The sequence below is a fragment of the Pseudarthrobacter sp. MOO14 genome, assembly GCF_058267675.1.
Window position 1 is genome coordinate 2,627,309 of the sequence record NZ_CM177849.1, and the last position, 22,371, is coordinate 2,649,679.

Annotated in this window: 21 protein-coding genes; 9 read left to right on the top strand and 12 right to left on the bottom strand. The window is 67.2% G+C overall.

All coding sequences use genetic code 11. The features are described from left to right. Positions 1-124: 124 nt before the first annotated feature. The 4 genes from AC4EEV_RS12265 (at position 125) to AC4EEV_RS12280 (ending at position 3,565) form a co-directional block, all read left to right on the top strand. Positions 125-901 (top strand): class I SAM-dependent methyltransferase, encoded by a 777-nt coding sequence (locus tag AC4EEV_RS12265; RefSeq protein WP_491330883.1) that lies wholly within the window; start codon positions 125-127, stop codon positions 899-901. 153 nt (positions 902-1,054) lie between these two features. Beyond that, positions 1,055-1,519: a hypothetical protein gene (locus AC4EEV_RS12270; protein ID WP_491329071.1), complete on the top strand. Its 465-nt coding sequence runs from the start codon at positions 1,055-1,057 to the stop codon at positions 1,517-1,519. 35 nt (positions 1,520-1,554) lie between these two features. Next, positions 1,555-2,364: an SDR family oxidoreductase gene (locus AC4EEV_RS12275; RefSeq protein ID WP_491329072.1), complete on the top strand. Its 810-nt coding sequence runs from the start codon at positions 1,555-1,557 to the stop codon at positions 2,362-2,364. Between the two features lie 76 nt (positions 2,365-2,440). Then, the gene (locus AC4EEV_RS12280) at positions 2,441-3,565 is read left to right on the top strand and encodes a glycerate kinase (protein WP_491329073.1); all 1,125 of its coding nucleotides are present in this window, start codon (positions 2,441-2,443) and stop codon (positions 3,563-3,565) included. 32 nt (positions 3,566-3,597) lie between these two features. Here the strand turns inward: AC4EEV_RS12280 and AC4EEV_RS12285 are convergent, their stop codons facing one another. Continuing rightward, positions 3,598-4,122 (bottom strand): DUF6328 family protein, encoded by a 525-nt coding sequence (locus AC4EEV_RS12285; RefSeq protein WP_491329074.1) that lies wholly within the window; start codon positions 4,120-4,122, stop codon positions 3,598-3,600. A 140-nt stretch (positions 4,123-4,262) separates the two neighbouring features. On the opposite strand from AC4EEV_RS12285, the gene AC4EEV_RS12290 reads away from it, so the two are divergent. Next, positions 4,263-4,616 (top strand): hypothetical protein, encoded by a 354-nt coding sequence (locus tag AC4EEV_RS12290; protein WP_018762704.1) that lies wholly within the window; start codon positions 4,263-4,265, stop codon positions 4,614-4,616. A gap of 263 nt (positions 4,617-4,879) precedes the next feature. On the opposite strand, the gene AC4EEV_RS12295 is transcribed toward AC4EEV_RS12290, so the two are convergent. The 9 genes from AC4EEV_RS12295 to AC4EEV_RS12335 form a co-directional block, all read right to left on the bottom strand. Continuing rightward, entirely contained in the window at positions 4,880-5,881 is a 1,002-nt protein-coding gene (locus AC4EEV_RS12295; protein ID WP_285318785.1) for a sugar phosphate isomerase/epimerase family protein, read from the bottom strand. A 23-nt stretch (positions 5,882-5,904) separates the two neighbouring features. Beyond that, on the bottom strand, positions 5,905-7,095 hold the full coding sequence (locus tag AC4EEV_RS12300; protein WP_109044100.1) for a Gfo/Idh/MocA family protein: 1,191 nt from the start codon (positions 7,093-7,095) through the stop codon (positions 5,905-5,907). Between the two features lie 19 nt (positions 7,096-7,114). Next, entirely contained in the window at positions 7,115-8,242 is a 1,128-nt protein-coding gene (locus tag AC4EEV_RS12305; protein WP_491329075.1) for a Gfo/Idh/MocA family protein, read from the bottom strand. Then, on the bottom strand, positions 8,239-8,991 hold the full coding sequence (locus tag AC4EEV_RS12310) for a sugar phosphate isomerase/epimerase family protein (RefSeq protein ID WP_491329076.1): 753 nt from the start codon (positions 8,989-8,991) through the stop codon (positions 8,239-8,241). Before AC4EEV_RS12310 ends, AC4EEV_RS12305 begins: the two co-directional genes overlap by 4 nt. Positions 8,992-9,036: 45 nt before the next feature. Further along, the gene (locus tag AC4EEV_RS12315; protein ID WP_018762699.1) at positions 9,037-9,930 is read right to left on the bottom strand and encodes a carbohydrate ABC transporter permease; all 894 of its coding nucleotides are present in this window, start codon (positions 9,928-9,930) and stop codon (positions 9,037-9,039) included. After that, on the bottom strand, positions 9,930-10,892 hold the full coding sequence (locus tag AC4EEV_RS12320) for a carbohydrate ABC transporter permease (RefSeq protein WP_491329077.1): 963 nt from the start codon (positions 10,890-10,892) through the stop codon (positions 9,930-9,932). The genes AC4EEV_RS12315 and AC4EEV_RS12320 overlap by 1 nt, the downstream gene beginning before the upstream one ends. 9 nt (positions 10,893-10,901) lie before the next feature. Continuing rightward, on the bottom strand, positions 10,902-12,227 hold the full coding sequence (locus AC4EEV_RS12325) for an ABC transporter substrate-binding protein (RefSeq protein WP_109044098.1): 1,326 nt from the start codon (positions 12,225-12,227) through the stop codon (positions 10,902-10,904). Positions 12,228-12,340: 113 nt separating this feature from the next. Then, positions 12,341-13,171, bottom strand: coding sequence for a hypothetical protein (locus AC4EEV_RS12330; protein ID WP_491329078.1), 831 nt, complete (start codon positions 13,169-13,171; stop codon positions 12,341-12,343). Next, complete coding sequence (locus tag AC4EEV_RS12335; RefSeq protein ID WP_243835394.1) at positions 13,168-14,265, bottom strand: Gfo/Idh/MocA family protein; 1,098 nt, start codon at positions 14,263-14,265, stop codon at positions 13,168-13,170. The genes AC4EEV_RS12330 and AC4EEV_RS12335 overlap by 4 nt, the downstream gene beginning before the upstream one ends. A 193-nt stretch (positions 14,266-14,458) precedes the next feature. Here AC4EEV_RS12335 and AC4EEV_RS12340 point away from each other — a divergent pair, with 193 nt between their 5' ends. Then, positions 14,459-15,679, top strand: a complete 1,221-nt coding sequence (locus AC4EEV_RS12340; protein ID WP_018762694.1) for an ROK family transcriptional regulator — start codon at positions 14,459-14,461, stop codon at positions 15,677-15,679. Between the two features lie 50 nt (positions 15,680-15,729). On the opposite strand, the gene treS is transcribed toward AC4EEV_RS12340, so the two are convergent. After that, positions 15,730-18,006, bottom strand: a complete 2,277-nt coding sequence (gene treS / locus AC4EEV_RS12345; protein ID WP_491329079.1) for a maltose alpha-D-glucosyltransferase — start codon at positions 18,004-18,006, stop codon at positions 15,730-15,732. A gap of 352 nt (positions 18,007-18,358) precedes the next feature. On the opposite strand from treS, the gene AC4EEV_RS12350 reads away from it, so the two are divergent. Further along, entirely contained in the window at positions 18,359-19,246 is an 888-nt protein-coding gene (locus AC4EEV_RS12350; RefSeq protein WP_491329080.1) for a GAF domain-containing protein, read from the top strand. Continuing rightward, positions 19,243-20,160, top strand: coding sequence for an SGNH/GDSL hydrolase family protein (locus AC4EEV_RS12355; RefSeq protein ID WP_491329081.1), 918 nt, complete (start codon positions 19,243-19,245; stop codon positions 20,158-20,160). Before AC4EEV_RS12350 ends, AC4EEV_RS12355 begins: the two co-directional genes overlap by 4 nt. A gap of 12 nt (positions 20,161-20,172) precedes the next feature. On the opposite strand, the gene AC4EEV_RS12360 is transcribed toward AC4EEV_RS12355, so the two are convergent. Then, complete coding sequence (locus tag AC4EEV_RS12360) at positions 20,173-21,525, bottom strand: uracil-xanthine permease family protein (protein ID WP_285318770.1); 1,353 nt, start codon at positions 21,523-21,525, stop codon at positions 20,173-20,175. 199 nt (positions 21,526-21,724) lie between these two features. Here AC4EEV_RS12360 and AC4EEV_RS12365 point away from each other — a divergent pair, with 199 nt between their 5' ends. Further along, a complete protein-coding gene (locus AC4EEV_RS12365; protein ID WP_491329082.1) occupies positions 21,725-22,330 on the top strand; it encodes a malonic semialdehyde reductase in 606 nt (201 codons plus the stop codon). The last annotated feature ends 41 nt before the right edge of the window (positions 22,331-22,371 follow it).

The following is a 22,371-nucleotide window of genomic DNA, read 5'->3' on the forward strand; positions in this document are numbered from 1 at the left end:
GCCGCCCCGCGCCGGGGCGCGCCGTAATGTAGCGCAAGGTGCGCCGCCTGCGGGAGCGGGAACATATATTTGAGCCGTGTCCTCCCGAACCAAATCGACGTCGTCCGCCTGGCGGAAGTACTTGTTGATCCCCAAGCTCGTCAGGTTGTCCCGGAGTGCTCCGAAGGACCGGCATAAGGCGTGGGACCAGTATTGGGCCGGTATCACCGCCACGGGCCCGGGCGGCGAGGTCCTGTGGGATTCGGGCAGCGACCACGAGTTCCTCGGCTACCGGGACAACCTCCTGCGCTACCTGGACCCGGCCCTCCCGGTGGTGGACGCCGGTTGCGGCCACGGCGGTTTCACCCGGGCGCTCGCGGGTGTCTTTCCGCGGGTAATTGGCGTGGATGTGTCGCCGCACGCGGTTGAGATAGCGCGGCGGCAGTCCGCAGGAGCTGACAACCCTGCTTTCGAAGCGCTCGACATGACAGCACCGGGCGCCGGCGCTGCCCTGGCAGAGTCAATCCATGCGGGTGCTGATGGCGCCAACGTCTTCATTCGCGGAGTCCTGCACGTCCTCGATCCCGCCCACCAGAAGGCGCTCGTGGAGAACCTGGGGACCTTGGCCGGCAACCGCGGCACCGTCTTCATGGCGGAAACCAACTTCCACGGGAACCCGGTGGAGTACGTGTCCCACCTCGGTGCCACCACGCGCGGCATCCCGGCGCCGCTGGAACTGGCCATCCGTGGGCTGCCGATGCCCGGCCACTTCGGCCCCGAAGAACGCGAACGGGCGTTCCCGCCGTCGGACTGGGAACTCCTGGAAGACGGCCACGCTGCCATCGAAACCAATCCGGTCACGGGCGTCCCCGGGCAGGACCGGGTGCCGGGATATTACGCGGTGGTCCGGCCCCGGCGGTAGCGCGCTGGGCCTGCTTTTCCGCACGTGTCCGCAGGCCTGTGGGTATCTCCGCAGGCCATCCACACAGTCCTGGCGCGGGTCCTTGACATGGAGCGGATCCGGAGGCTCTATGGTAAGTACGCTTATCAATTGGCCGCAGGAAAGGAAAGAGCTGTGGCAGGGGACCAAGGCAACAGCACCCGTCAGTTCATTCCGTCCGGGGCGCTCCGCAGGCTGCTGCTCCCGCCCACCTACGGGCGGCATGTCACCGAGGTTGCCGAATTCACCATCCTGTCCGTGGAGGTGTGGGCGTCCGGGCTGGTGGTCAACATCCACCTGCCCTCGGATGGTGCGCCCGAGCCGCGGCTCACGCTCCAGGATCACTTCGGGACCGAATACACCCTGCAGGATTCGGCCACGGTGGGCACCCGCAACCTGCAGGTCTTTGCCCCGTCGGTGCCTCCCGGCACCAGAAGCCTGACCGTCAGGTCCGCGGACGGCGACGGCCGGCCCGTGGTGACATTCGCCGTGCCGTGGATGTCTGCGCCCGAGAGCCCGCCCACCCTGGCCGCCGGACCACGCGGGCGCTCCAGCGGCACCGACGGGCCCTACGAGCCGGAACTCCGCCGCCCCGCCTGACCTGCTACCCGCCTGCCACCGATGAAAGGCCCGCCATGCCGGACACCAGCAATTTCACGCCTACCGCTGCCATCGTCACTGCCTCCGATTCCGGGATCGGCAAGGCCACCGCGGTGGCGCTCGCGCGCGCCGGCCTGGATGTTGGCGTCACCTGGCATACGGACAGGGCGGGTGCCGAGGGTACTGCCGAGGAAGTTCGGAGCCTGGGCCGGAGGGCCGTAGTCCGGCAGCTGGACACCACCGAACTCCGTGCTGCCGCCGGAGTCGTCGACGACCTCGCCGGGGAGCTGGGTGGCCTGGACGTCTTTGTGAACAACGCCGGCACCGGGGCGAACACCAAGTTTTTGGACATGGGCATCGACGACTGGATGCGGATCCTGGATACCAACCTCAACGGGGCCTTTGTCTGCCTGCAGGCCGCGGCCCGGTACATGGTCCGCGCCGGCAGCGGCGGGCGCCTGATTGCGGTGTCCAGCGTCCATGAGTTCCAGCCCCGCGTCGGCTCCTCCGCCTACGATGCCTCCAAGCACGGCCTCGGCGGCCTCATGAAGACGCTTGCCCTGGAACTGGGCCAGTACGGCATCACGGCCAACACGGTGGCCCCAGGCGAGATCGCCACGCCCATGACGGGGCAGGAGGACCAGGACCCGACGACGATCAGGCGGCCCGGTGTCCCGCTCGGCCGGCCGGGGCACGCGCGGGAGATCGCCGACGTCATTGCGTTCCTCGCCTCGCCCGCTTCCAGCTACGTGACCGGTGCGGCCTGGGTGGTGGATGGCGGAATGCTGCAGATGGGACCGCAAGCGGGCTCCCACCTCGCCGGCGACGACTGGCGCCAGGGGTAACAGCACTTCCGGCGCCCTGGGCGTCCGTATTACGATGGCAAGCGCTTTCCCGGCGGATGCTGGCATGATGGAGCGCATGCGCATTCTTATTGCTCCGGACAAATTCAAGGGGTCCCTCACGGCGGCAGAAGCGGCCGCCGCCATCGCCGAAGGGGCACTGCGGGTCTACCCGGATGCCGTGGCCACCCAGTTCCCCATCGCCGACGGCGGGGAGGGGACCCTGGAGGCCGCCGTCGCGGCCGGGTACGAGGAGCGGCTCAACGCCGTGGTGGGACCGATCCTTGCTCCCGTCGGTGCCGCCTGGGCCATCCACAAAGGGGCCGACGGCACGGTCACGGCAGTGATCGAGACGGCCCAGGCGTCCGGACTGGCCGACATGGAACCGACCCCTGCCAACGCCTTGCGCGCCCACAGCTACGGCTGCGGCCAGCTCATCGCCGCCGCCCTGGACGCGGGCGCCACCGAGATCGTGCTGGGCCTGGGCGGTTCGGCAATGACCGACGCCGGGAGCGGCGCCCTGCGCGCCCTGGGATTGAAGCCGCTTGATGGTGCCGGGAATGTGGTGCCGCTGGGCGGCGGGTCGCTGGCCGACGTCGTGTCCCTGGATACATCCGGGCTGGACCCGAGGCTCGCGGCCACCACCTTCCGGATCGCCGTGGACGTCCGCAACCCGCTGTATGGACCGTCCGGTGCAGCCCACGTCTTTGGCCCCCAGAAGGGTGCGGGCCCGGAAGCTGCGGAACTACTTGACGCCGGCCTGCGCAACTGGGCATCCATACTGCGGGAAGTGACGGGCCGGGACGTGAACGTCCCCGGGGCGGGCGCCGCCGGCGGCTTCCCGGCGTCGTTCCTTGCCTTCACCGACGCCACGCTGGAGGGCGGCTTCGCGCTGGTGGCCGGCCTGACCGGCCTGGCCGGCCAGCTGGACAGGGCAGACCTGGTGATTACGGGGGAGGGGTCCATGGACTCGCAGTCGCTGACCGGCAAAGCGCCGATTGCGCTCGCGGATGCAGCCCGGGAGCGCGGGATTCCGGTCATCGTGGTGGCCGGCCGGATCCTGGTGACCCTCGAAGACCTCGCCGGGCATGGTGTGGTGGCAGCGGCGCAGTTGCTGGACGTGGCAGCGAGCCCGGACGACGCCGTCGCCAACGCGGGCAAGTACCTCGCCTGGGCAACAAGCCAGGTGCTCGAAGGCGCCTAGCCGGCGAGGGGTTGCAGGGGCCCAAGTCCGCCTTACTGCGCCTTGCCGGGAGGGAGCGGGGCGGGCTTCCCCGAAGCCCGCTTGTTGAGTCGGAACGGAACGAATACCAACAGCACCACCATGATGCCCAGCAAAGCTCCGCCGGCAGAAACTCCGGCCGAGCGCCCGGCCGCGACGTCGAAGACGAGGGCTGCCGTGCCCGCGCTGAGCAGGGCGATGCCGCCAAGGGCAATCTTGGTGATGGTGTCCGCGCTGGACACCAGTGTTTCCTTCAACCGTTTGCGGAACAGCCTGCGGTGCACGCTCACCGGAAGGAGGATGAAGGCGGTGGTCAGGGCCGCCACCACGACGTTCGCGAGGTAGAGGGCCACCTCTACGCCATCAAGCGTTTCAAACCGCTGCTGGAACGGCAGCGTCAGCAGGAAGCCGGCCAGGATCTGCACCCCGGTCTGGAGCACGCGAAGCTCCTGCAGGAGTTCTGCCCAGTTGCGGTCCAGCTGCTCCTCGCGGGTCTCATTCCGTCCCGTCCGGCCCGTGTAGTCCTCAACATCGGACACCGGTGCTCCTTCCTTGCAGGCCAAGTACCAGGTCTTCTTTCTACTCCTCCCGTACCCGGAAACAAGGCATCCCGTTGCACTTGCACCCAGATTTGATAAGTTTGCTGATTATCACCCGCAGTTGGCACACAGGAGGAAGCATGACGCAGGAAAACCAGCAGGCTGAACCCGAGTCCGCCCCGGGCGGTTACGGCACCCCCACTGCCGAGCAGGAAGCGGCCGGTACGCAGGGCCAGGGGTCCGGTGGCGGGTCTTCCGCCGGCGCGGACACCAACGAACCGCAGCAGGGAGCGGGCCAGGAACCCGTGCCCCACGACATGGACCTTCCGTCCAGCGCCGCGGAAATCGATGAGTCGAATGACGATTCCCAAGGTTCGGCGCCGGTTTCGTCCGAATCCGGCGAGGAAGCCACGGGCCTTCCGGACGGCAGCGGAAACGACCTCCCGCAGGAGGAATCGCCCAATGACGACGACGAGAGCTTCGACGCCGGATAAAGCGACCTAAGACGGTGGCCCCTGGATCAGATACTGGAACCAGGGGCCACCGTTTTTGCTGTATGGGCTTATGCTGTATCAGCCTCCGTGGGAGTTGTTCGACGCCGGTGGCATCTGCACGGACCCGGGCGAGCTGGACATGGCCGTGCGTGGTCGAGAAAGACTCCGTGTGGCCGTCATTGGCGGACAGGAAGATGGTTTCGCCATCAGGATGCGATCCACACCTCGCACTGCTGCCCCGGCCGGAGGGTTCGCACGCGGCGTCAGTCGTTGCTGCTGAAGGCGGCGTCGAAGCTGGTTTGGGAGGCGGGGAAGTCGTATTTTTTCAGGGCGGCGAGGGCTTCGGGGGCTCCGTGGAGGCGGTCCATGCCGGCGTCCTCCCATTCGATGCTGATGGGGCCGTTGTAGCCGATGGCGGAGAGGGCCCGGAAGGAGGCTTCCCAGGGGACGTCGCCGCGTCCGGCGGAGACGAAGTCCCAGCCGCGGCGGGGGTCGCCCCAAGGCAGGTGGGAGCCCATGACGGTGTTGCGTCCGGTCTGGCGGATCTTGGTGTCCTTGCAGTCCACGTGGTAGATCCGGTCCTTGAAGTCCCAGATGAAGGAGACGGGGTCGATGCCTTGCCACATCATGTGCGAGGGGTCCCAGTTCAGGCCGAATGCTTCGCGGTGGCCGATCGCTTCGAGGGTGCGGACGGTGGTCCAGTAGTCGTAGGCGATCTCGGAGGGGTGGACTTCGTGGGCGAACCGGACGCCTTGTTCATCGAAGACGTCCAGGATGGGGTTCCAGCGGTCGGCGAAGTCCTGGTAGCCGGCGTCGATGACTTTTTCCGGGACGGGCGGGAACATGGCCACGTACTGCCAGATGGCGGAGCCGGTGAACCCGACCACGGTATCCACGCCCAGTGCTTTGGCGAGCCGGGCGGTGTGTTTCATTTCCTCCGCGGCGCGTTGGCGCACACCTTCGGGGTCGCCGTCGCCCCAGACTTTGGAGCCGACGATGGCCTGGTGCCGGAAGTCGATGGGGTCATCGCAGACTGCCTGGCCTTTGAGGTGGTTGGAGATGGCCCAGACTTTGAGGTTGTACTTGTCCAGGATCTCGAGTTTGGACTCGACGTAGCCGGGTTCGTCCCAGCGCCAGGCGTCCAGGTGGTCGCCGGAGACGGCGATTTCCAGTCCGTCGTAGCCCCAGCCGGAGGCCAGGCGCGCGACTTCTTCGAAGGGCAGGTCGGCCCACTGGCCGGTGAACAGGGTGAAGGGGCGGGGCATGGGGGCTCCTTGGTGGTGGGGCGCTAGTGGCGCACGACGGTGAGGGTGCTCTTATTGGCTGCGGATTCCTCCACGGCGTCCAGGACGTACTGGACGTTTAGTCCTTCTTCGAACGACGGCGATGGCTGGGTTCCGTCCCGGACCGCCAGCAGGAAGTCGCGGACCTGGTGGGTGAAGGTGTGTTCCCAGCCGATGATGTGTCCCTGCGGCCACCACGCTTCCAGGTAGGGGTGCTCGGGTTCGTTGACCAGGATGCGGCGGAAGCCCTGCTCCCGGGCGGGGGCGGTGGCGTCCAGGAAACCGAGTTCGTTGAGGTTTTCCAGGTCGAACAGGAGGCTGCCCTTCTCGCCGTACACCTCGATCTGGAGGGAGTTCTTCCGGCCGGTGGCCACCCGGGAGACCTCCACTGAGGCGACCGCCCCGGAGGTGAGGGACAGCGTGGCCCAGGCGGCGTCGTCGACCGTCACTTCTTCGAGCCCGCCTGCGGGACCACTTGTGCCGGGGCGGCGGTCCACGAAGGTGTGCAGCCGGCCGCTGACCTCGCTGACCTGGTCGCCGAGGAGGAAGAGGACCTGGTCGATGGCGTGGCTGGCGATGTCCCCCAGCGCGCCGGACCCGGCGGTTTCCTTTCGCAGCCGCCAGGTCATGGGTGCCTGGGCGTCGGCGAGCCAGTCCTGGAGGTAGGCGGCGCGGACGTGCCGGACCGTGCCCAGGCGTCCCTCGGCGATCAGTTCCCTGGCCAGCGCCAGTGCCGGGACGCGCCGGTAATTGAAGCCGATCATCGACTGCACGCCCCGGGCACGGGCCTTGGCGGCCGCGGCCGTCATGAGTTCGGCTTCGGCCAGCGTGTTGGCCAGGGGCTTCTCCACCAGCACGTGCTTGCCCGCCTCCAGCGCTGCGATCGCGATCTCGGCATGCATCCACCCCGGCGCGCAGATGTCCACGATGTCGATGTCATCCCGTTCAATCACGGCGCGCCAGTCGGTGGCCGACTCCGCCCAGCCGTACGCGGCCGCGGCCTCGGCCACGGCGGTGGCGTCCCGGCCCACGAGGACCTTCTGCTCGAAGGCCGGGACGTCGAAGAAGCTGGCCACGTTCCGCCATGCGTTGGAGTGCGCCTTGCCCATGAAGGCGTAACCGATCGCGGCCACACCCAACGGGCGGCCGGACCGTCGGGAGGGCGTGGAATCGGAGGGGTGTGCGGGTGTGCTCATGATGCGTTCCTGCTGCCTGTCAGAGGGTGGCGGTTTCCGGAGCCCAGTCCTCCGGGATGGCGGAGGATGCCGGGGCGGAGCTTTCGACGTCGATGAACGTGCCGGAGTCGATGGACTCACTGATCGAAACCATGGTGTCCAGCACGTGGTACGCCAGGTCGCCGGTGGCCCTGTGGGCTGTTCCTGCCCGCAGTGAGCGAGCCATGTCCAGCACGCCCATGCCGCGGCCGTTGGCGGGTCCGGTGGCCGGGACGGTGGTCCAGTCCTCGTCGCTGGCACGCCAGAGCTTGATCTCGCCGGTGAAGTAGTTGGGGTCCGGCAGCGACAGGGTTGCTTCGGTGCCCGTGATCTCCACGAAGCCCATCCGGGTCCGGGGGGACTCGAAGGAGAAGACGCTGTGCGAGGAGGCGCCGGACTCGAACTGCGCCATGGCAGAGACGTGGGTGGGCACCTCGACGGTGAATTCCTCGCCGGCCTTGGGGCCGGAACCGATCACGCGCACATCCTTGGCCTTGGACCCGACGGCGGCCACCTTGCGGATGGAGCCGAACGCCTGGACCAGGGTGGTGAGGTAATACGGGCCCATGTCGAACAGCGGGCCGGCACCGTGCTGGAAGAGGAACGCCGGGTTGGGGTGCCAGGACTCCGGGCCGGGGGTCTGGAACGTGGTCATCGCCGTCAGCGGGGTGCCGATGTCGCCGCGCTGGATCAGGCGCAGGGCGGTCTGGATCCCGGCACCGAGGAACGTGTCCGGGGCGCAGCCCAGGCGGATACCGGCGGTGTCCGCCGTCTTGAGCAGGCCCAGCCCGGACTCGCGGTCCAGGGAGAAGGGCTTCTCGGTCCAGACGTGCTTGCCGGCGTTGACGGCGGCGGTGGCCACCTCCACGTGTGCTGCCGGGATGGTGAGGTTGACGATGATTTCGACGTCGGGGTGGTTCAGGGCCTTCTCCACCCCGCCCCACTCGGGGATGCCGTACTCCTTGGCCCGCGCCTCGGCGGCCTCCTCGAAGAGGTCCGCAATGACGTGGACCTTCAAGTCCGGGAACGCAGTGAGGTTGTCCAGGTACTGCTTGCTGATCACCCCGGCGCCGATCACGCCGACGCCCACCGGGCCCTTGCGGGAAGATTTTGCTGCGGGCGTGCTCATGCGTTGGCCCCCTCGGCTGCGGTGTTGCTGTTCAGGAAAGCAAGGCTTTGGGCGATGCCTTCGAAGATGTCACCGGCGTAGTCGTCGAACTCCACGACTCCCACTTCAAGCGACGTGGCCGCGGCGATCACGTCCATGACCGGCACTTTGCCCTGGCCCGCCGGCTGCTGGGCCTTGTTGTCCCTGGTGAGGGGGCCGTCCTTGATGTGGATGAACTTTACCCGGTCACCCAGCTTTGCCAGGATGTCCACCGGGTCCTGCCCGCCCACGGCTACCCAGTAGGTGTCCACTTCGAGGACGAGTTCCGGGTCCAGCAGGGATTCGAAGTATTCCAGCGCGGTGCGGCCGTCGATGATGGACTCCAGCTCCCAGGCGTGGTTGTGGTAGCCCACCCGGATGCCGTACTCGGCCCCCTTCCTGGCAGCCTGGTTGAGCTTTTCGGCGGTGGCTTGGATGTCTTCGGCCTTCTGCCAGTGCTCGGCGGGCAGGAACGGGTCAATGACCGTGCTGATGCCCAGTTCCTTGGCCGCGGTGAAGATCTCGTCCTGGTCCTGGCTCATCAGCGGGGCATGGCCGGACGGTGCGGTGAGGCCGTTCTCTTTCAGGGCTGCGCCGAGTTCCTTGGCCGTGGCTACGAAGTTGTAGGGCTCCACCTGGGTGAAGCCGATATCGGCAACCTTCTTGATGGTGCCGGGCAGGTCCTCGGAGATGGCGTTGCGGAGCGTGTAGAGCTGAAGCGAGTAGGACATGGGTTTCCTTAGCGGTGTTGGGAAGTGGTTGGTCGAATGCGGCGGTCAGCGGCCGGCGAGGGAGCCGCCGATGCCACCGACGCTGAAGTATTTGTTCAGGGCGGCGAACACGATGACGGGCGGGAGCATCATGACCACGGCCAGGGCCATGACTGAGGTCCAGTCTGTCGCGTTTTGCTGGAAGAAGGACTGCACGCCCATGGGAAGGGTAAAGATTTCGTTGGAGCGGAGGAAGACGATGGCCACGAGGTAGTCGTTCCAGGCCAGGAGGAAGGCGAAGATGGCGGTGGAGAGGACGCCTGGGAGGGAGTTTCGGAGGACCACTTTGGTGAAGGATCCGAAGACGGAGCAGCCGTCGATCCAGGACGCTTCCTCGAGGCTGATGGGGATGGAGTCGAAGTATGCGGCCATCATCCAGGTGGCCACCGTCATGGTGGAACCGACGTAGATGATGGTCAGGCCCAGGAGGTTGTCCACCAGGCCCATCCCGGCGAACAGGATGAACAGCGGCACCACCGAGGTGATGATGGGCAGCGACTGCATGACGAACAGGAGCAGGGAGTAGCCGGAGACGGCCTTGGACCGGCCGCGGGAGAGGACGTAGCCGGCGGGTGCGGCCACCGCCACCGATACCACCACGGTGGAGAGGGTGGTGACCAGGCTGTTCTTCAGCCAGGTGGCGGCAAGGGTCTTGGAGAACACGTTGCTGAGGTTCTCGAAGGTCAGGCCGGTGGCGGTGCTGTTGGGACCGGGGGTGAAGGCGAGCACGATGGTGACCATGATGGGCACCAGCACGATCGCGGTGATGATGAGGATGGCGATGAACCGCCACCAGCGGCCGCGTTGGCCGGCTTCGGAGAGTACCCGGCGGGTGTTGCCTGCCTGGCCGACTCCCAGGGCCGGGCCGGATTGGGGATGGGCGTGGACTGCTGCGCTCATTATTCGACACTCGACTTTCGGATCTGGCGGTACAGGATGACCGAGATGACCACCAGGGTCATGGTCATGAGGAAGGCGATGGCCACGCCGGGGCCGGTGGCGAAGTCCTGGAACACGGTGCGGTAGGCCAAGACCACCAGGGAGGTGGTGGCGTTGACGGGTCCGCCGCCGGTGAGCAGGTAGATGGTGGGGAAGTCGTTGACGCAGAAGATGGTCATCAGGATCCAGCTGATGTAGGTGGAGCGGGCGATCAGCGGCAGGGTGATCTGGGTGAATTGCTGCCAGCGGCTGGCGCCGTCCATGCTGGCGGCCTCATAGACGGTGGTGTCCACGGAGGCCAGGGCGGCGGAGATCATCATCATCATGAACGGGAAGCTGACCCAGACTTTGAAGACCATCACGGTGATGGAGGCCAGGGTGGGGTCTGCCAGGAACAGCGGGGTGCCCAGGCCAAGGTTCCGGAACAGCGCGGGAATCAGGCTGTCCGGGGTGGCCACCAGCCAGTTCCAGGCGGTGGAGGACACCACGATCGGCACCACCCAGGGCAGGAGCAGCAGGACCTTGAACGTATTGCCGGCGGGGATCTTGGTGCGCAGGAGCAGGGCGAGGCCCAGGCCCACGAGCCAGGATCCGAACACGCCGACGCTGGTGAACCAGAGGGTGAACTGGGCGGCTTTCCAGAACGCCGGTGAGCTCAGGACGGTGGAGAAGTTCTGGACGCCCACGAAGTTGCCGGTCTGGAGCAGGTCGCCGTCGTGCGTGGCCTGGACCGCGGCGTAGATCAGCGGGTAGCCGTGGATCAGGACCAGGAGGACCACAGAGGGGAGCAGGAGCCAGAAAAAGGTCCTGGTGGCCTGGGCCGAGAGCTTGCTCTTGCGTTTGCCGGGGGCGGCCCCGGACCCGCCGGGGGCAAGCCCGCGGCGGGCCCGGGCGAGGCCGGATTGTGCAGTGGTGGAGGACATGGCGGGCGCTTACTTCTTCAGGACGGACTCGAGGCCGGACTGGAAGGTCTGCAGGGCGGTCTTGGCGTCGGCCTTTCCGGTGATGATGGTCTGGCTGAACTGGTTCAGGGCCTGGCCGCCGTCGAGGGCGGCAAGATTCGCGTTCAGCCTGCTGCCCTGGGAGGCGAAGGTCTTGGCGATCGGCTGCCAGTCCTTGACGATCTTGACGTTGTTGGGATCGTCCGCGAACTCGGGCATCTCCGTGATGGATTTGAAGACCGGCAGTGCGGACATGAGCTTCTTCTGCCACAGCTGCTTGAGCTGGCCCAGGTAGTACACCAGGAACTCCTCGGAGGCGTCCTGGGACGGGGTGTTGGTGTACATCATGATGTTGTTCGGGAACACGATGGTGGCTTTGTCCCCGTGCGGGCCCTTGATCGGGTCAGCGACCAGGAGGTCGCCGGAGGTGTCGCCCACGCGCTGCGGAACGTTCACCTGGAAGAGGCCGTAGCCCGCCTTGCCGTCCTTCCACTGGGCTGACATGTTGTCGGTGGTGTAGCTGACCGCGGCGGGGTCCACGATGCCGTTGGACACGAGCTCCAGGACGAACTCCATGGCCTCGACGTTGCGGTCGTTCAACAGGTCCAGCTCGCCGTCCTTGTTGAACACGCCGCCGCCGTTGTTGACCATCATCATGATCATGGAGTGGTTGGCGTAGTTGTTGCCGGCACCTGCGCCGGTGGTGAAGCCGAACGCGCCGACCTTCTTCAGGGCCTTGCCGGCTTCAAGGAGGGACGGCCAGTCCGTGGGCAGGGCAACGTTTGCCTTCTCGAAGAGGGACTTGCGGTACCAAAAGACGCGCATGTCCAGCTGCCAGGGAACAGCCACGTAGCCTTTGTCCGACTTGAAGGGGTCCAGCACGCCGGGCAGGAAGTCATCGAACTGGCCGTTCGCCTTCAGCTTGTCGATCACCTTGTCCGCATAGGCGATCTGGCCCTGCTGCTCGAACTGGAACGCCTGGAAGCCGCCGCCGGTGGAAACCGCGGGACCGGTCTTGGAAGCAATCGCGGAGGAGAAGGTCTGGTAGAAGTTGTTCCACTGGATGATCTGGTAGCTGGCCTTGCTGCCGTTGGCACCGGAGAAGCCCTCGGCGATGCTCTTGGCGGCATCATTGTAGGCCGGCGTTGCCCAGGGCATGTCCCAGAACTTGACGGTCCCGCCGGCCCCGCCCCCGCCGCCCTGCGACGCCGAGCCGCCACCACAGGCTGCCAGCAGCGGCACGGAGGCCGCGGCAGCCGTCAGGCCCAGAAAACCGCGGCGGGAGAAGGAGCGGCGTGGTTCGGAAGATGCATTCATGGTGTGTCCTTTCGGGACCGTCGGACGCAGTGTGCCGTGGGTACGGTCCTGCTCATCGTTGAGAGTGGAGGTGGGACTGGGCTGCTGTGTTCGGTTGCGTATCTAAAAGGTGGTTACGTGGCGGTAAGGGTTGCGTAAAGGTCGGTCAGCCGGGCGAACCCGGCCAGGTCGTCCGGCCTGGTGCCGGCGCTGAGGTGTTCCTTCAGGCGCCGCCACGCAAACCGGTGGGCGGATTCGTACAGGGCGGGAAGCAGGAGGTCGCCGTGCGGCCCGGTAACCCGGACCTCGGCAGGCCAAGCGGCGTCAGGGTCGGGGACCCGGACGGCAACCCCACCGTCGGCGGTGTAAAGGCGGATGTCGACGCCGGCGGGCCGGGCGGCGGTCAGCACGCCCTGGGCGGTGAACGGCGCACCGTTTGCCAGCCTGCCGCTGGCCGTGTAACCGGAGGTGTCCAGGCGCAGGATGGCCACGCCGTCCAGGCGGCCCGCCACGGCAAGCAAGGCGGCGAAGTGGTCGCTGAGGAGTTGCCGTGGATCGGTGCCGGGCGCCGCCGTCGCCACGCTGTCCAGCAGCGAGGCGCTGCCCAGCCCGCTGCGCACTGCGCCACGGGCATCCGCGCCGGAACCTTCGCCAACCAGGGCCGGGTTCGCTGCCCAACGGAGATCGAGGACGACGACGGCCCCCGCCGCGTCCGCGGCAGCCGCGAGCTCCGAGGTGTCCTCGGGCACGGGGTTGGCCACCACAATGCCGCGGGCCCCTGCCTGCACGGCGCCGGCGGCTTCGGCGGCCCATCCACTGCTGCCCGCAACCACCCGCACGTCGGCCTGCCCGGAATGGCCGGCCGGCATAGGGCCGAACGTTGCAGGCAGCGATGCCACGGTCTCGGTGACGGCGCCTGCCTCCCGGGCTGCGGGCGTGGCGTGCACCGTGAAGTGGGCGCTCATGCGGAAACTCCTGCCGTGTCGGCTGCGGCCGCATGGTCCAGGGCGGCGCTTTCCACCGTGGCCTCGGCGATGGCCAGGGCGAACGTGAGGTCGTCGATCAGGGTTTGGGCGGGCGGGGCCTGCCGGGTTCCGTTGGCGAGCCCGGCAAGTTCGCGCCACTCGCCCTCGTAGCCGTTGTGGCCGAACGGGCCGAAGCTGGTGGTCTCGCTGCCGTCATTGCGGGTAAAGGTGGCCACAGCGGAGCCGGCCTGGACGTAGGAGGGTGTGAAGTCGATCCGGAGCGCGGAATCGTCGGCGATGGCCTCGAAAGTCCACTCGGGCTTCCAGGTGCCGTTCATGACGGCCCGCAGTTCAATGACCCGGGAGGGGGTCCGGAGCGAGACCGCGTAGCCGAACGGGCGGACGTGCCGTGCCTGCAGGACGTCGACGTGCTCGAAATCGGGCGTGAACCGGCGTACCAGCGGAAGGTCGTGGATGGCCAGGCCCATGATCCCGCCGTGGAGGGCGGCTTTGAGGACCTCGATGTCCGAGTAGTCCGGCCGCCCGGCGGCGGGGCGGGTGAGGATTTCCGTGGCGAAGTCTTCGAACCGGGCGTTCGGTGGCAGGACGATCGAGGAACGGATGGTGTGGGCCGTTTCGGGAAGGTCGCCCCAGTTCTGTTCGGCTGCGAGCCAGCCCGGATCGAAGGTGTGCATGGCGCCGACGACGATCGGGACCCCGGTTTCGGTGCTGACCGCAGAGATGCGGGTGGCTTCCTCGGCGTTCATTGCAAACGGCTTTTCGCAGAGGACAGCCTTCTTGCCGGCCCGGCATGCGGCGATGACCTGGTCCGCGTGGAACTGGTGGGGGCTGCAGATCGCGACGATGTCCACGGCCGGATCGCCCAGCAGCTCGTCCATGCTGGTGCTGGACGTTGCCCCGACGCGCGCCGCCACGGAAGCCGCAACGGCTGCGTCGACGTCCATGATGTGCCGTACCTCGAGGACATCGCGGAGCCGGGCCAGGGCGGGAAGGTGGATAGCTTGGGTCACCGGTCCTGCCCCCAGGATGCCAACCCCCAAGGGCTGGTCTGTCGGCGCGGTGTGATGGGACAAGTTCAACTACCTCTTCGTAAGCGGACTCTGCAGTGGTGGGATCACCGTGGTGGATACCAGCCATCGGATTCACGAATGTGCCCTGAGTCACAAGGTAGAACTGCTTTTGCCGCGCGTCAAGCAAAAGTTGCTTGTTTCTCGTTATTCTTCTGGCGTGATGACAGTGCTAAGTAAGAGTGTTATGACTTAGTGCATGACTTCTTCACCCGCCGGGAAACAGCTCGGAAAGGAATCCGACGCCGGCAATCTGTCGCGCGCGGGGGACCTGTTCCAGCTGCTGCGGGACGGCAGGGCCCGTACCCGTGCCGAGCTGGCCCTAAGCACGGGCCTCGCCCGGTCCACGGTTGCCTCCCGGATCGACGCGCTCATGCTCTCCGGCCTGGTGGGACCTGCCGGTGAGGCACTCTCCAGCGGCGGGAGGCCGCCGTCGCGCTTTGCTTTCAACCCGTCCGCCCGCCTGGTGTTGGCCGTCGACGTCGGTGCCACGCACGTGATTGTCGCCGTCACCGACCTTGGCGGGACAATCCTCGCCGAGCATCGGCTGTCCCTGCAGGTGGCAGACGGGCCGGAAGCCGTGCTGGACCAGGTGGTTGCGCAGGGCAAGGAACTGCTGGCGTCCGCGGGACGCAGCGTCACCGAACTCGCCGGGATTGGCATCGGGCTTCCGGGGCCGGTGGAACACGACACCGGAAAACCGGTCAAGCCGCCCATCATGCCTGGCTGGGACGGGTTCGACGTGGTCAGCTACGTCCAGCGGTCCCTGCCCGTCCATGTGCTCGTGGACAACGACGTGAACATCATGGCGCTGGGGGAGCAGTCCGCCCACTGGCCCGAGCACAACAATTTCTTCTTCGTGAAGGTGGCCACCGGCATCGGATCCGGCATCATCAGCAACGGGCAGCTGCAGCGCGGCGCGAACGGCACGGCCGGCGACCTTGGCCACATCCAGGTGGCCCGCGGCGCGGAGGTCCTCTGTGCCTGTGGAAACTACGGGTGCCTTGAGGCACTCGCGTCCGGGCCCGCCGTCGCACGCTCCCTCCGGGACCAGGGCGTGGACGTCGCCAGGGGCGCGGATGTGCTCCGGCTCGCCGCCGACGGCAACCTGCAGGCCATCCAGGCGCTGCGGCAGGCCGGCCGGGACATCGGTGAGGTGCTTGCCACCGCGGTGAACCTGCTCAACCCGTCCGTCATCGTGGTGGGCGGCAGCTTCGGCGAGACGGGCGAGCACCTGGTGGCGGGAATCCGTGAGGTGGTGTACCGGCGCTCCCCGCCGCTGGCCACCTCGCACCTGCGCATCAATGTCTCCCGGGCAGGCGACCAGGCGGCCGTCCTCGGGGCGAGCCAGCTGGTCACCCAGTACGTCCTCTCGCCGGCCATCATCGAAGCCACGCTGGCGGGCGCGATCGCGGGGTAGCACAGAGCAGCGCCGGGAACGAATCCTCCGGCGCCGCCCGGCGTCCTCCGTTAAGCCTCCGCGTCCAGCTCCGGTGCCTCGGTAAGGAGCAGTGCCGTCCCGCCGTAGGCCGGCAGTTCAAGGAAGAAGCTGTGCAGGTCGTCCACCTGCCCCACCGTCTCGCCGCTGAAGAGGTCCTTGACGTTGGCCCCGGAGGGCAGCTCGTTGGACTGGATGCTGCCGGCGATGTCCTGCCCGGAGAAGTTGAGCGCCGTGACTTGCAAGGCGCCGTCCTGAAGCCGGTTGACCAGCACCAGTGCCCCGCGGTTGGAGACCTCGGGGACATCGAGCAACGTGCCCGTGGCAATCCCGTTGTCCTCACGGACGGCAAGGATCCGCTGCAGCCTGCGCGCGAACGAGTTCGCATCCTGAAGCTGCTCCGGCAGCGTGCCGTACAGGCTGCGCGCCCGCGGCATGCCCGCCGAGGACGTGGTGGCGTCCGGGCTGGTCCCCATGAGATCGTGCGCGCCGCGGTTGATCCAGCGGGTGTCGCCCTGGGAGGTGAGTTCCCGGACGCTGCTCCGGTCCAGGGCCAGGATGCCCGTGAGATCCCAGCCGGAGAGGGCGAAGACTCCCGGCTGCAGCGCGTTGTACATGGCCAGGAGGATGTGGACGTCCCGGATCTGTGCCTCCTGCTCCGGGGTCACGGCGTCCGGATCCTGGATGCCCAGGGCGGCCATGATGAAGCTGACGGTGGTGCAGGCGATGCCGTTGGTGGTGAAGACGGCGTTGTACGGTCCGTTCTCACCGGTCAGCCGGTCCCGCAGGGTCTGCTGGACCTGCTCGGCGAGCTGCGCGCCGGTGAGTTCCTCACCGTTGAGTTCGAACATCTCCTCCCGGTGCCCGGCGGCGAAGTGCAGGAGCTCGTAGGTCAGTTCGTCATGGTTCTGCAGGGCGTGGACCAGGGACGCCTGGTCCACTCCGATCTCCATGGACAGGCGCAGCGTCAGACGCAGGAATTCGGTGTCCGCGGTGACAAGGGCGTAGTGGTACGCGGGGCGGGTGATGAAGTCGTACGACAGGTCGGGACCCGATTCGGAGGTTGCCTTGATGTCGTCGATGGTGAGGTTCAGTTCCTGGAAGGAGAACCCGCCCACCTTGCGGATCATGGATCCGATCAGCTGGTTGGCGGCCTCGGACAGCGGGTGGCCCTCGGACCAGCCGGGCTGTTCCTCGGCGCTCTTTTCCACGCCCAGGAACCCGTTGGCGTCAAGGCGGAGCGCCCCGGTGCCCAGGTCCACCAGGGAGTGCAGGGCGTCGCCCACCACCAGCCGCATCCCGGCGAAGGTGGGGTCCAGCCAGTTGATGGAGGGCTGCCCGGCCTTGAAGTAGTGCAGGTAGACCCAGCGGCGGGTCTTGCCGGTGGTGTCCACGATGGGCCGGGTGGCGCTCCAGTTGGTTTCCTTCACCCCGGGTTCGTAGAAGATGACGCGCTGGAGCCTGCCGATGATGTACCCGGCTTTCTGCAGCGCCTGTTCGGAATCAGGGCTGAGGTTGACCGAATCCGCCCCCTCCGGGACATCGGGCAGGAGGTTCCAGTCCTCCTCCGGAATATCCACCATGTGGTAGATCCCGGGGTAGTCGCGGAAGTTCATTTCGGCCAGCCGGAAGTCGGCGCCCTTGCCGGTGTGGCCCGGGACGATGTCGTCAATAACCGTGCCGCCGTGCTCAGCAGCGACCTCGCACATGCTGCGGAACTCTTCTTCGGTGCCGAAGACCGGATCGATCGCCATGCTGATCCGGTCGAAGTGCCCGTCCACACTGGGCGTGTGCGACCAGCCGCTGATGCCGCCGGCCAGTTTCACCGGCCCGGTGTGGATGCCGCGGATGCCGATCTCGCGGAAGGCTTCCCACATGGCCTTGTCTCCCAGGGCGGACAGGAACGACCGGCCCGGCTCGGTGATGAAGGACAGCGGGTAGGCGGTGAACCAGACAGGGGCGCGTTCGACGGCGGCCCGGGGGTTCGGATGTGCGTACGAGTTCTGCCACATGCTGGCCTGGCCGGACAATTGCCGGGCCAGCACGTTGGCGTCACCGAGCATGGCCTGGTTGCGCAGCCAGTCCACGTACGCGGCGTTCCGGCCGTCGAATTCGAAGGAGGGCCTGTTGCCCACGAATTGGCGCCGGCGCGCGACGGGCCGCAGCGCTTTTGGCCGGGCGGCGAAGAACTGTTCGTCGAAAGTGACTTCCAGGTCCGCTGCCGGCTCCGTGGCGGCTGCCTCCCCTTCCCCGACTCCGGCGGTGTTCTCCGCATCCGAAACGCGCTCGCTGGTCCCCGGCTCCCGCATAAGCTCCTCTTTCCACTGCTCGTCTCCGTGCTGGCATGGATGCTCCGTAGCCCCTTGCCCGTGGAAAAGTACCCAGTCGGACAGGGAGTATTCGGTGTTCCCTCTCCCGATGCTACTGGGCGGCGCAACCGGTGGACGGAACAAACGTGCCGGGCTGGCGGATGCCTTGCCCGATCTGCCGGCCGGACCTGTGCTGCGGTGCAGCTGCTGCCGTACAGGGGGACCCTATCAGCGAACAATTTCCTCCTCTTTTTGGCTTATTCCTGCTGCCACTCCCGCCAGGGCCCGGTTCGGACGTATTCTGGGAACCAGGTTTTGTAGTAGGCCGAAGCGCTTCGAACAGGGCTGGAACATGGCGGCTGAACCTTCGGGGCAGGTTGGCTGGGGGCTGCTTCCAGTTACCCCGGAGCCGGTCTTCGACAGCAAGGATGTCGAAACCTTCCTCCGGGAAGTCACCCATGACTTCATGAGCGAGATCAAGGGTGAACGCCGCGGTATCAGCTGGGCCGCCACGCTCTTCCACCTGGGCCAGGGACACACCCTTGCGGCCAGCACGGAGCAGGCGCAGGAGGCGGACCGGGAACAGTGCTCGTTCGCCGACGGGCCCCTCATGGAGGCCATGCGCACCGAGGCCTTCGTCCTGGTATCCGATCTCAGCCGTGACCGTCGGTGGCCCGGTTACGCGAGTGCGGCGTCGGGCCACGGGGTGCAGTCGATGCTCTCCGTTCCCATCATGTCTGAAGGCGGGACGAGCGCCGCCATCACCTTCTACGCGGGCGTGCCGCATGCGTTTGCCAGCGATGACCTGGTCAGGATTCAGGGCTTTGCGCGCCAGATGGCCCGGGCCCTTCGCCTCGTATTCCGCGTGGCCGAGCGGGCCGAAGCGACGGCCGGCCTCGCCGTCGTCCAAAGCTCCCTGGTCCTGGTGGACCTGGCCGTGCGCAGCCTCACCAGCGAATACGGCCTCAGCAGGGAGGCGGCGCTGCTTTTCCTGCAGACGCAGGCACTGCACCATGAGCTTGGCCTCCGGGACGCGGCCCTGAACGTCGTGGCCCCGGGGACCGGCCGGGACCCGAGCGGCGCACCGCCGTCCGCGTTGCGGCAGGAAGCGTACGACGGCGTCGCGGAGCTGCCGCGTCCGTCGGCGGCGGGGCGGGGCTTTCCAACCGGAAAGCAACCCCGCAGGAACGCTGCGGTGAAGACGGAAACCCCGCCTCCCGCAGAGGGGAGGACAGCATGACCATCCAGAAGCAGGAGCCGCGATTCATCACGGCCGGGCTGGACAGCCACCCCTGGCACCGGTTCGTTGCGCTGGGAGATTCCTACACCGAAGGAATCGGCGACCCGGAACCGCTCAGCCTGGGCGGCCTTCGGGGCTGGGCGGACCGTGTGGCCGAGGAACTGGCGTCCGGCCGTCCCGACTTTGCGTACGCCAACCTGGCCATCCGGGGACTGCTGCTGCGGCAGATCCTCGACAGTCAACTGGCCGCGGCGCTGTCCTTGAAGCCGGACCTTGTCGCCATTGCCGCCGGTGGCAACGACATCATCTTCAGGCATGGCGATCCGGACAAACTGGCCGGGAAGCTGGACCAGGCCATCGGCACGCTCGCAGCCACCGGTGCCACCGTGCTTCTTTTTGCGGGCCCGGACTGGGGCAACACACCGGTGTTCGGCAAGATCCGCGGCCGCGTGGCCATCTACAACGAGCACCTGCACAGCATCGGGGCCCGGCACCACGCCATCATGGTTGACCTGTGGTGCCTGCCCGAGCTTCAGCACGCGTCAATGTGGGACCCGGACCGGCTGCATCTGTCGCCGCTGGGCCACCATGCCGTGGCCGCGGCAACCCTTGATGCGCTGGGAGTGGAGCATGCGCTCAAGCCGTTGCAGCCGAGGCCGCTGCCGGCCCACGGGTGGACGCAGGCCCGGGCGGAGGACCTGGTGTGGGCGCGGAAGTATTTCATGCCGTGGGTGCTCAAGCAGTTGCGGCCCCGCCAGGCCGACGCGCTGGCGGCCAAGCGGCCGCAGCCCGGCCCGGTCTTCGGCCAAGGCCTTCCTGGTCCCTTCCCGCCGGGACACCCGGCCAAGGGATTGGCGATGGGCCCCGGCACGGCAGCCGGCGGCCCGGATGGGAGGGCGGACCGGGTGGCCTGACGCCGGTCCGGGTCAGCGCTTCCTGGGCGTCCGCTTCGAGGCTGCATTCATGGCAGCCTTGACGGCCGGCGGCAGTCCCGTCTGCTCGGTTTCGGGTTCGGCCGCTGTTCCCCGCGCCTTGGCGATGGCGCGCATACCGTGGTAGATCACCAGTGCGGCTGCCGAGCCCAGCGCGATGCCGGTGAACTTGAGGTCGCCGATGGTCCAGGTGTAGTCGGCGATGCCGATGATCAGGGCCACAGCCGCGGTGGTCAGGTTTACGGGATTGGCGAAGTTCACCTTGTTCTGGACCCAGATCTTCACGCCGAGGATGCCGATCATGCCGTACAGCATGGTGGCCGCGCCGCCCAGGACGCCGGCCGGGACGGTGGCAATCAATTCGCCGAACTTGGGGGAGAAGCTCAGCAGGATGGCGAACATGCCGGCCACCCAGTAGGCCGCCGTCGAATACACCTTGGTAGCCGCCATGACGCCGATGTTCTCGGCGTAGGTGGTGGTTCCCGAGCCGCCGCCAAGGCCGGCGAGGACTGTTGCCGCGCCGTCGGCCATCAGCGCCCGGCCGGAGACGCCGTCAAGGTTTTGCCCCGTCATGGCGGCAACCGACTTCACATGGCCGATGTTCTCCGCCACCAGCACCAGGACTACGGGGACGAACAGCCCCAGCACGCCGATGTGGAACTCGGGGGTCTGGAACTGCGGCAGGCCAACCCAGGCTGCGGCGTCCATCTTGTCGTAGGCCACCTCGCCCCGGAGCATGGCCACCAGGTAACCCACCACGACGCCCGCCAGGATGCTGAGCCGGCCGAGGATTCCGCGGAACAGGACGCTGACCAGGATGATCGTGGCCAGCGTGACGACGGCCGTGATGGGTGCGGCGTCGAAGTTCTGCTTGGCTGCGGGGGCAAGGTTCAGGCCGATCAACGCGACGATGGCGCCGGTGACGATGGGCGGCATCAGCCGGTTGATCCACCCGGCGCCGAACTTCTGCACCACGGCACCCACGAGGGCCAGGGTGGCACCGGCGAGTACCACGCCGCCCAGCGCGCCCGGGATGCCGAACTGTGCCTGCGAGGCTGTGATGGGCGCGATGAACGCAAAGCTGGAGCCGAGGTAGCTGGGCACCCGGCCCTTGGTGACCACCAGGAACAGCAGGGTTCCGATGCCGGAGAAGAACAGCGTGGTGGCCGGCGGCATCCCGGTGATGATGGGCACCAGGAAGGTGGCGCCGAACATTGCCACCACGTGCTGCATGCCCACGCCGATGGTCAGGGGCCAGGCCAGCCGCTCATCCGGGGCCACCACCTGGCCGGGCTTGATGGTTTTGCCGGTGCCGTGCAGCTTCCATTTGATTCCGAGCATGCTCATGGGAAGGAATGCCTTTCAGGGGGTGCCGCGAGGGGGCGAAGGATAACTCGGTCCAGAATACCGCCAAGTATTTCGCTGCCCTCCGTTGTGGCCAACGTCACCTGCCGTCATGGGAAGAGGAACCAAGCACTTGAAGTTGCAACTATGGAAAGCACAGAGGCCACCCCGGTAGGCGGGCGGCACAGCGAAAGGTAAGCCAATGACCATTGCACACGAAGAAGCGGTTATCGATTCGGCGGCCGTGGACGCGATCTTCGCCCAGGCCCGCACCGCCAACACGTTCACCGGCGAGGTGACCGAGGAGCAGGGGCAGGCCATCTACGAACTGACCAAGTTCGGGCCCACCGCCTTCAACTCCCAGCCGCTGCGGGTCACGTACGTCCGCTCGCCCGAAGCCCGCGCCACCCTGGTGAATGCGCTGTCCCGCGGCAACCAGGCCAAGACCGCGTCTGCTCCGCTGGTGGCCATTCTCAGCTATGACACCGACTGGGCGGGCAAGTGGGACAGCTTCCTGCCCGGCTACAACGCCCCCAAGGCCATGTACGATGCCGATCCCGAGCTCGCCGCCGCGACGGGCAACAACAACGCCCACCTGCAGGCCGGCTACTTCATCCTGGCCGTCCGCTCACTCGGTTTCGCCGCAGGACCGATGACCGGCGCCGACTTCAAGGCCATCGACGCCGCCTTCTTCCCGGCCGGTGACCAGAAGAGCTTCCTGGTGGTCAACATCGGCCAGCCCGGCGAGGAAGCCTGGGGCGAGGCGAAGCCCAAGTACTCCTACGACGACGCCGTCCGCACCGTCTGACGCCACGGCACGTTCCGCGGCTAAACCACGAACGCCCCATC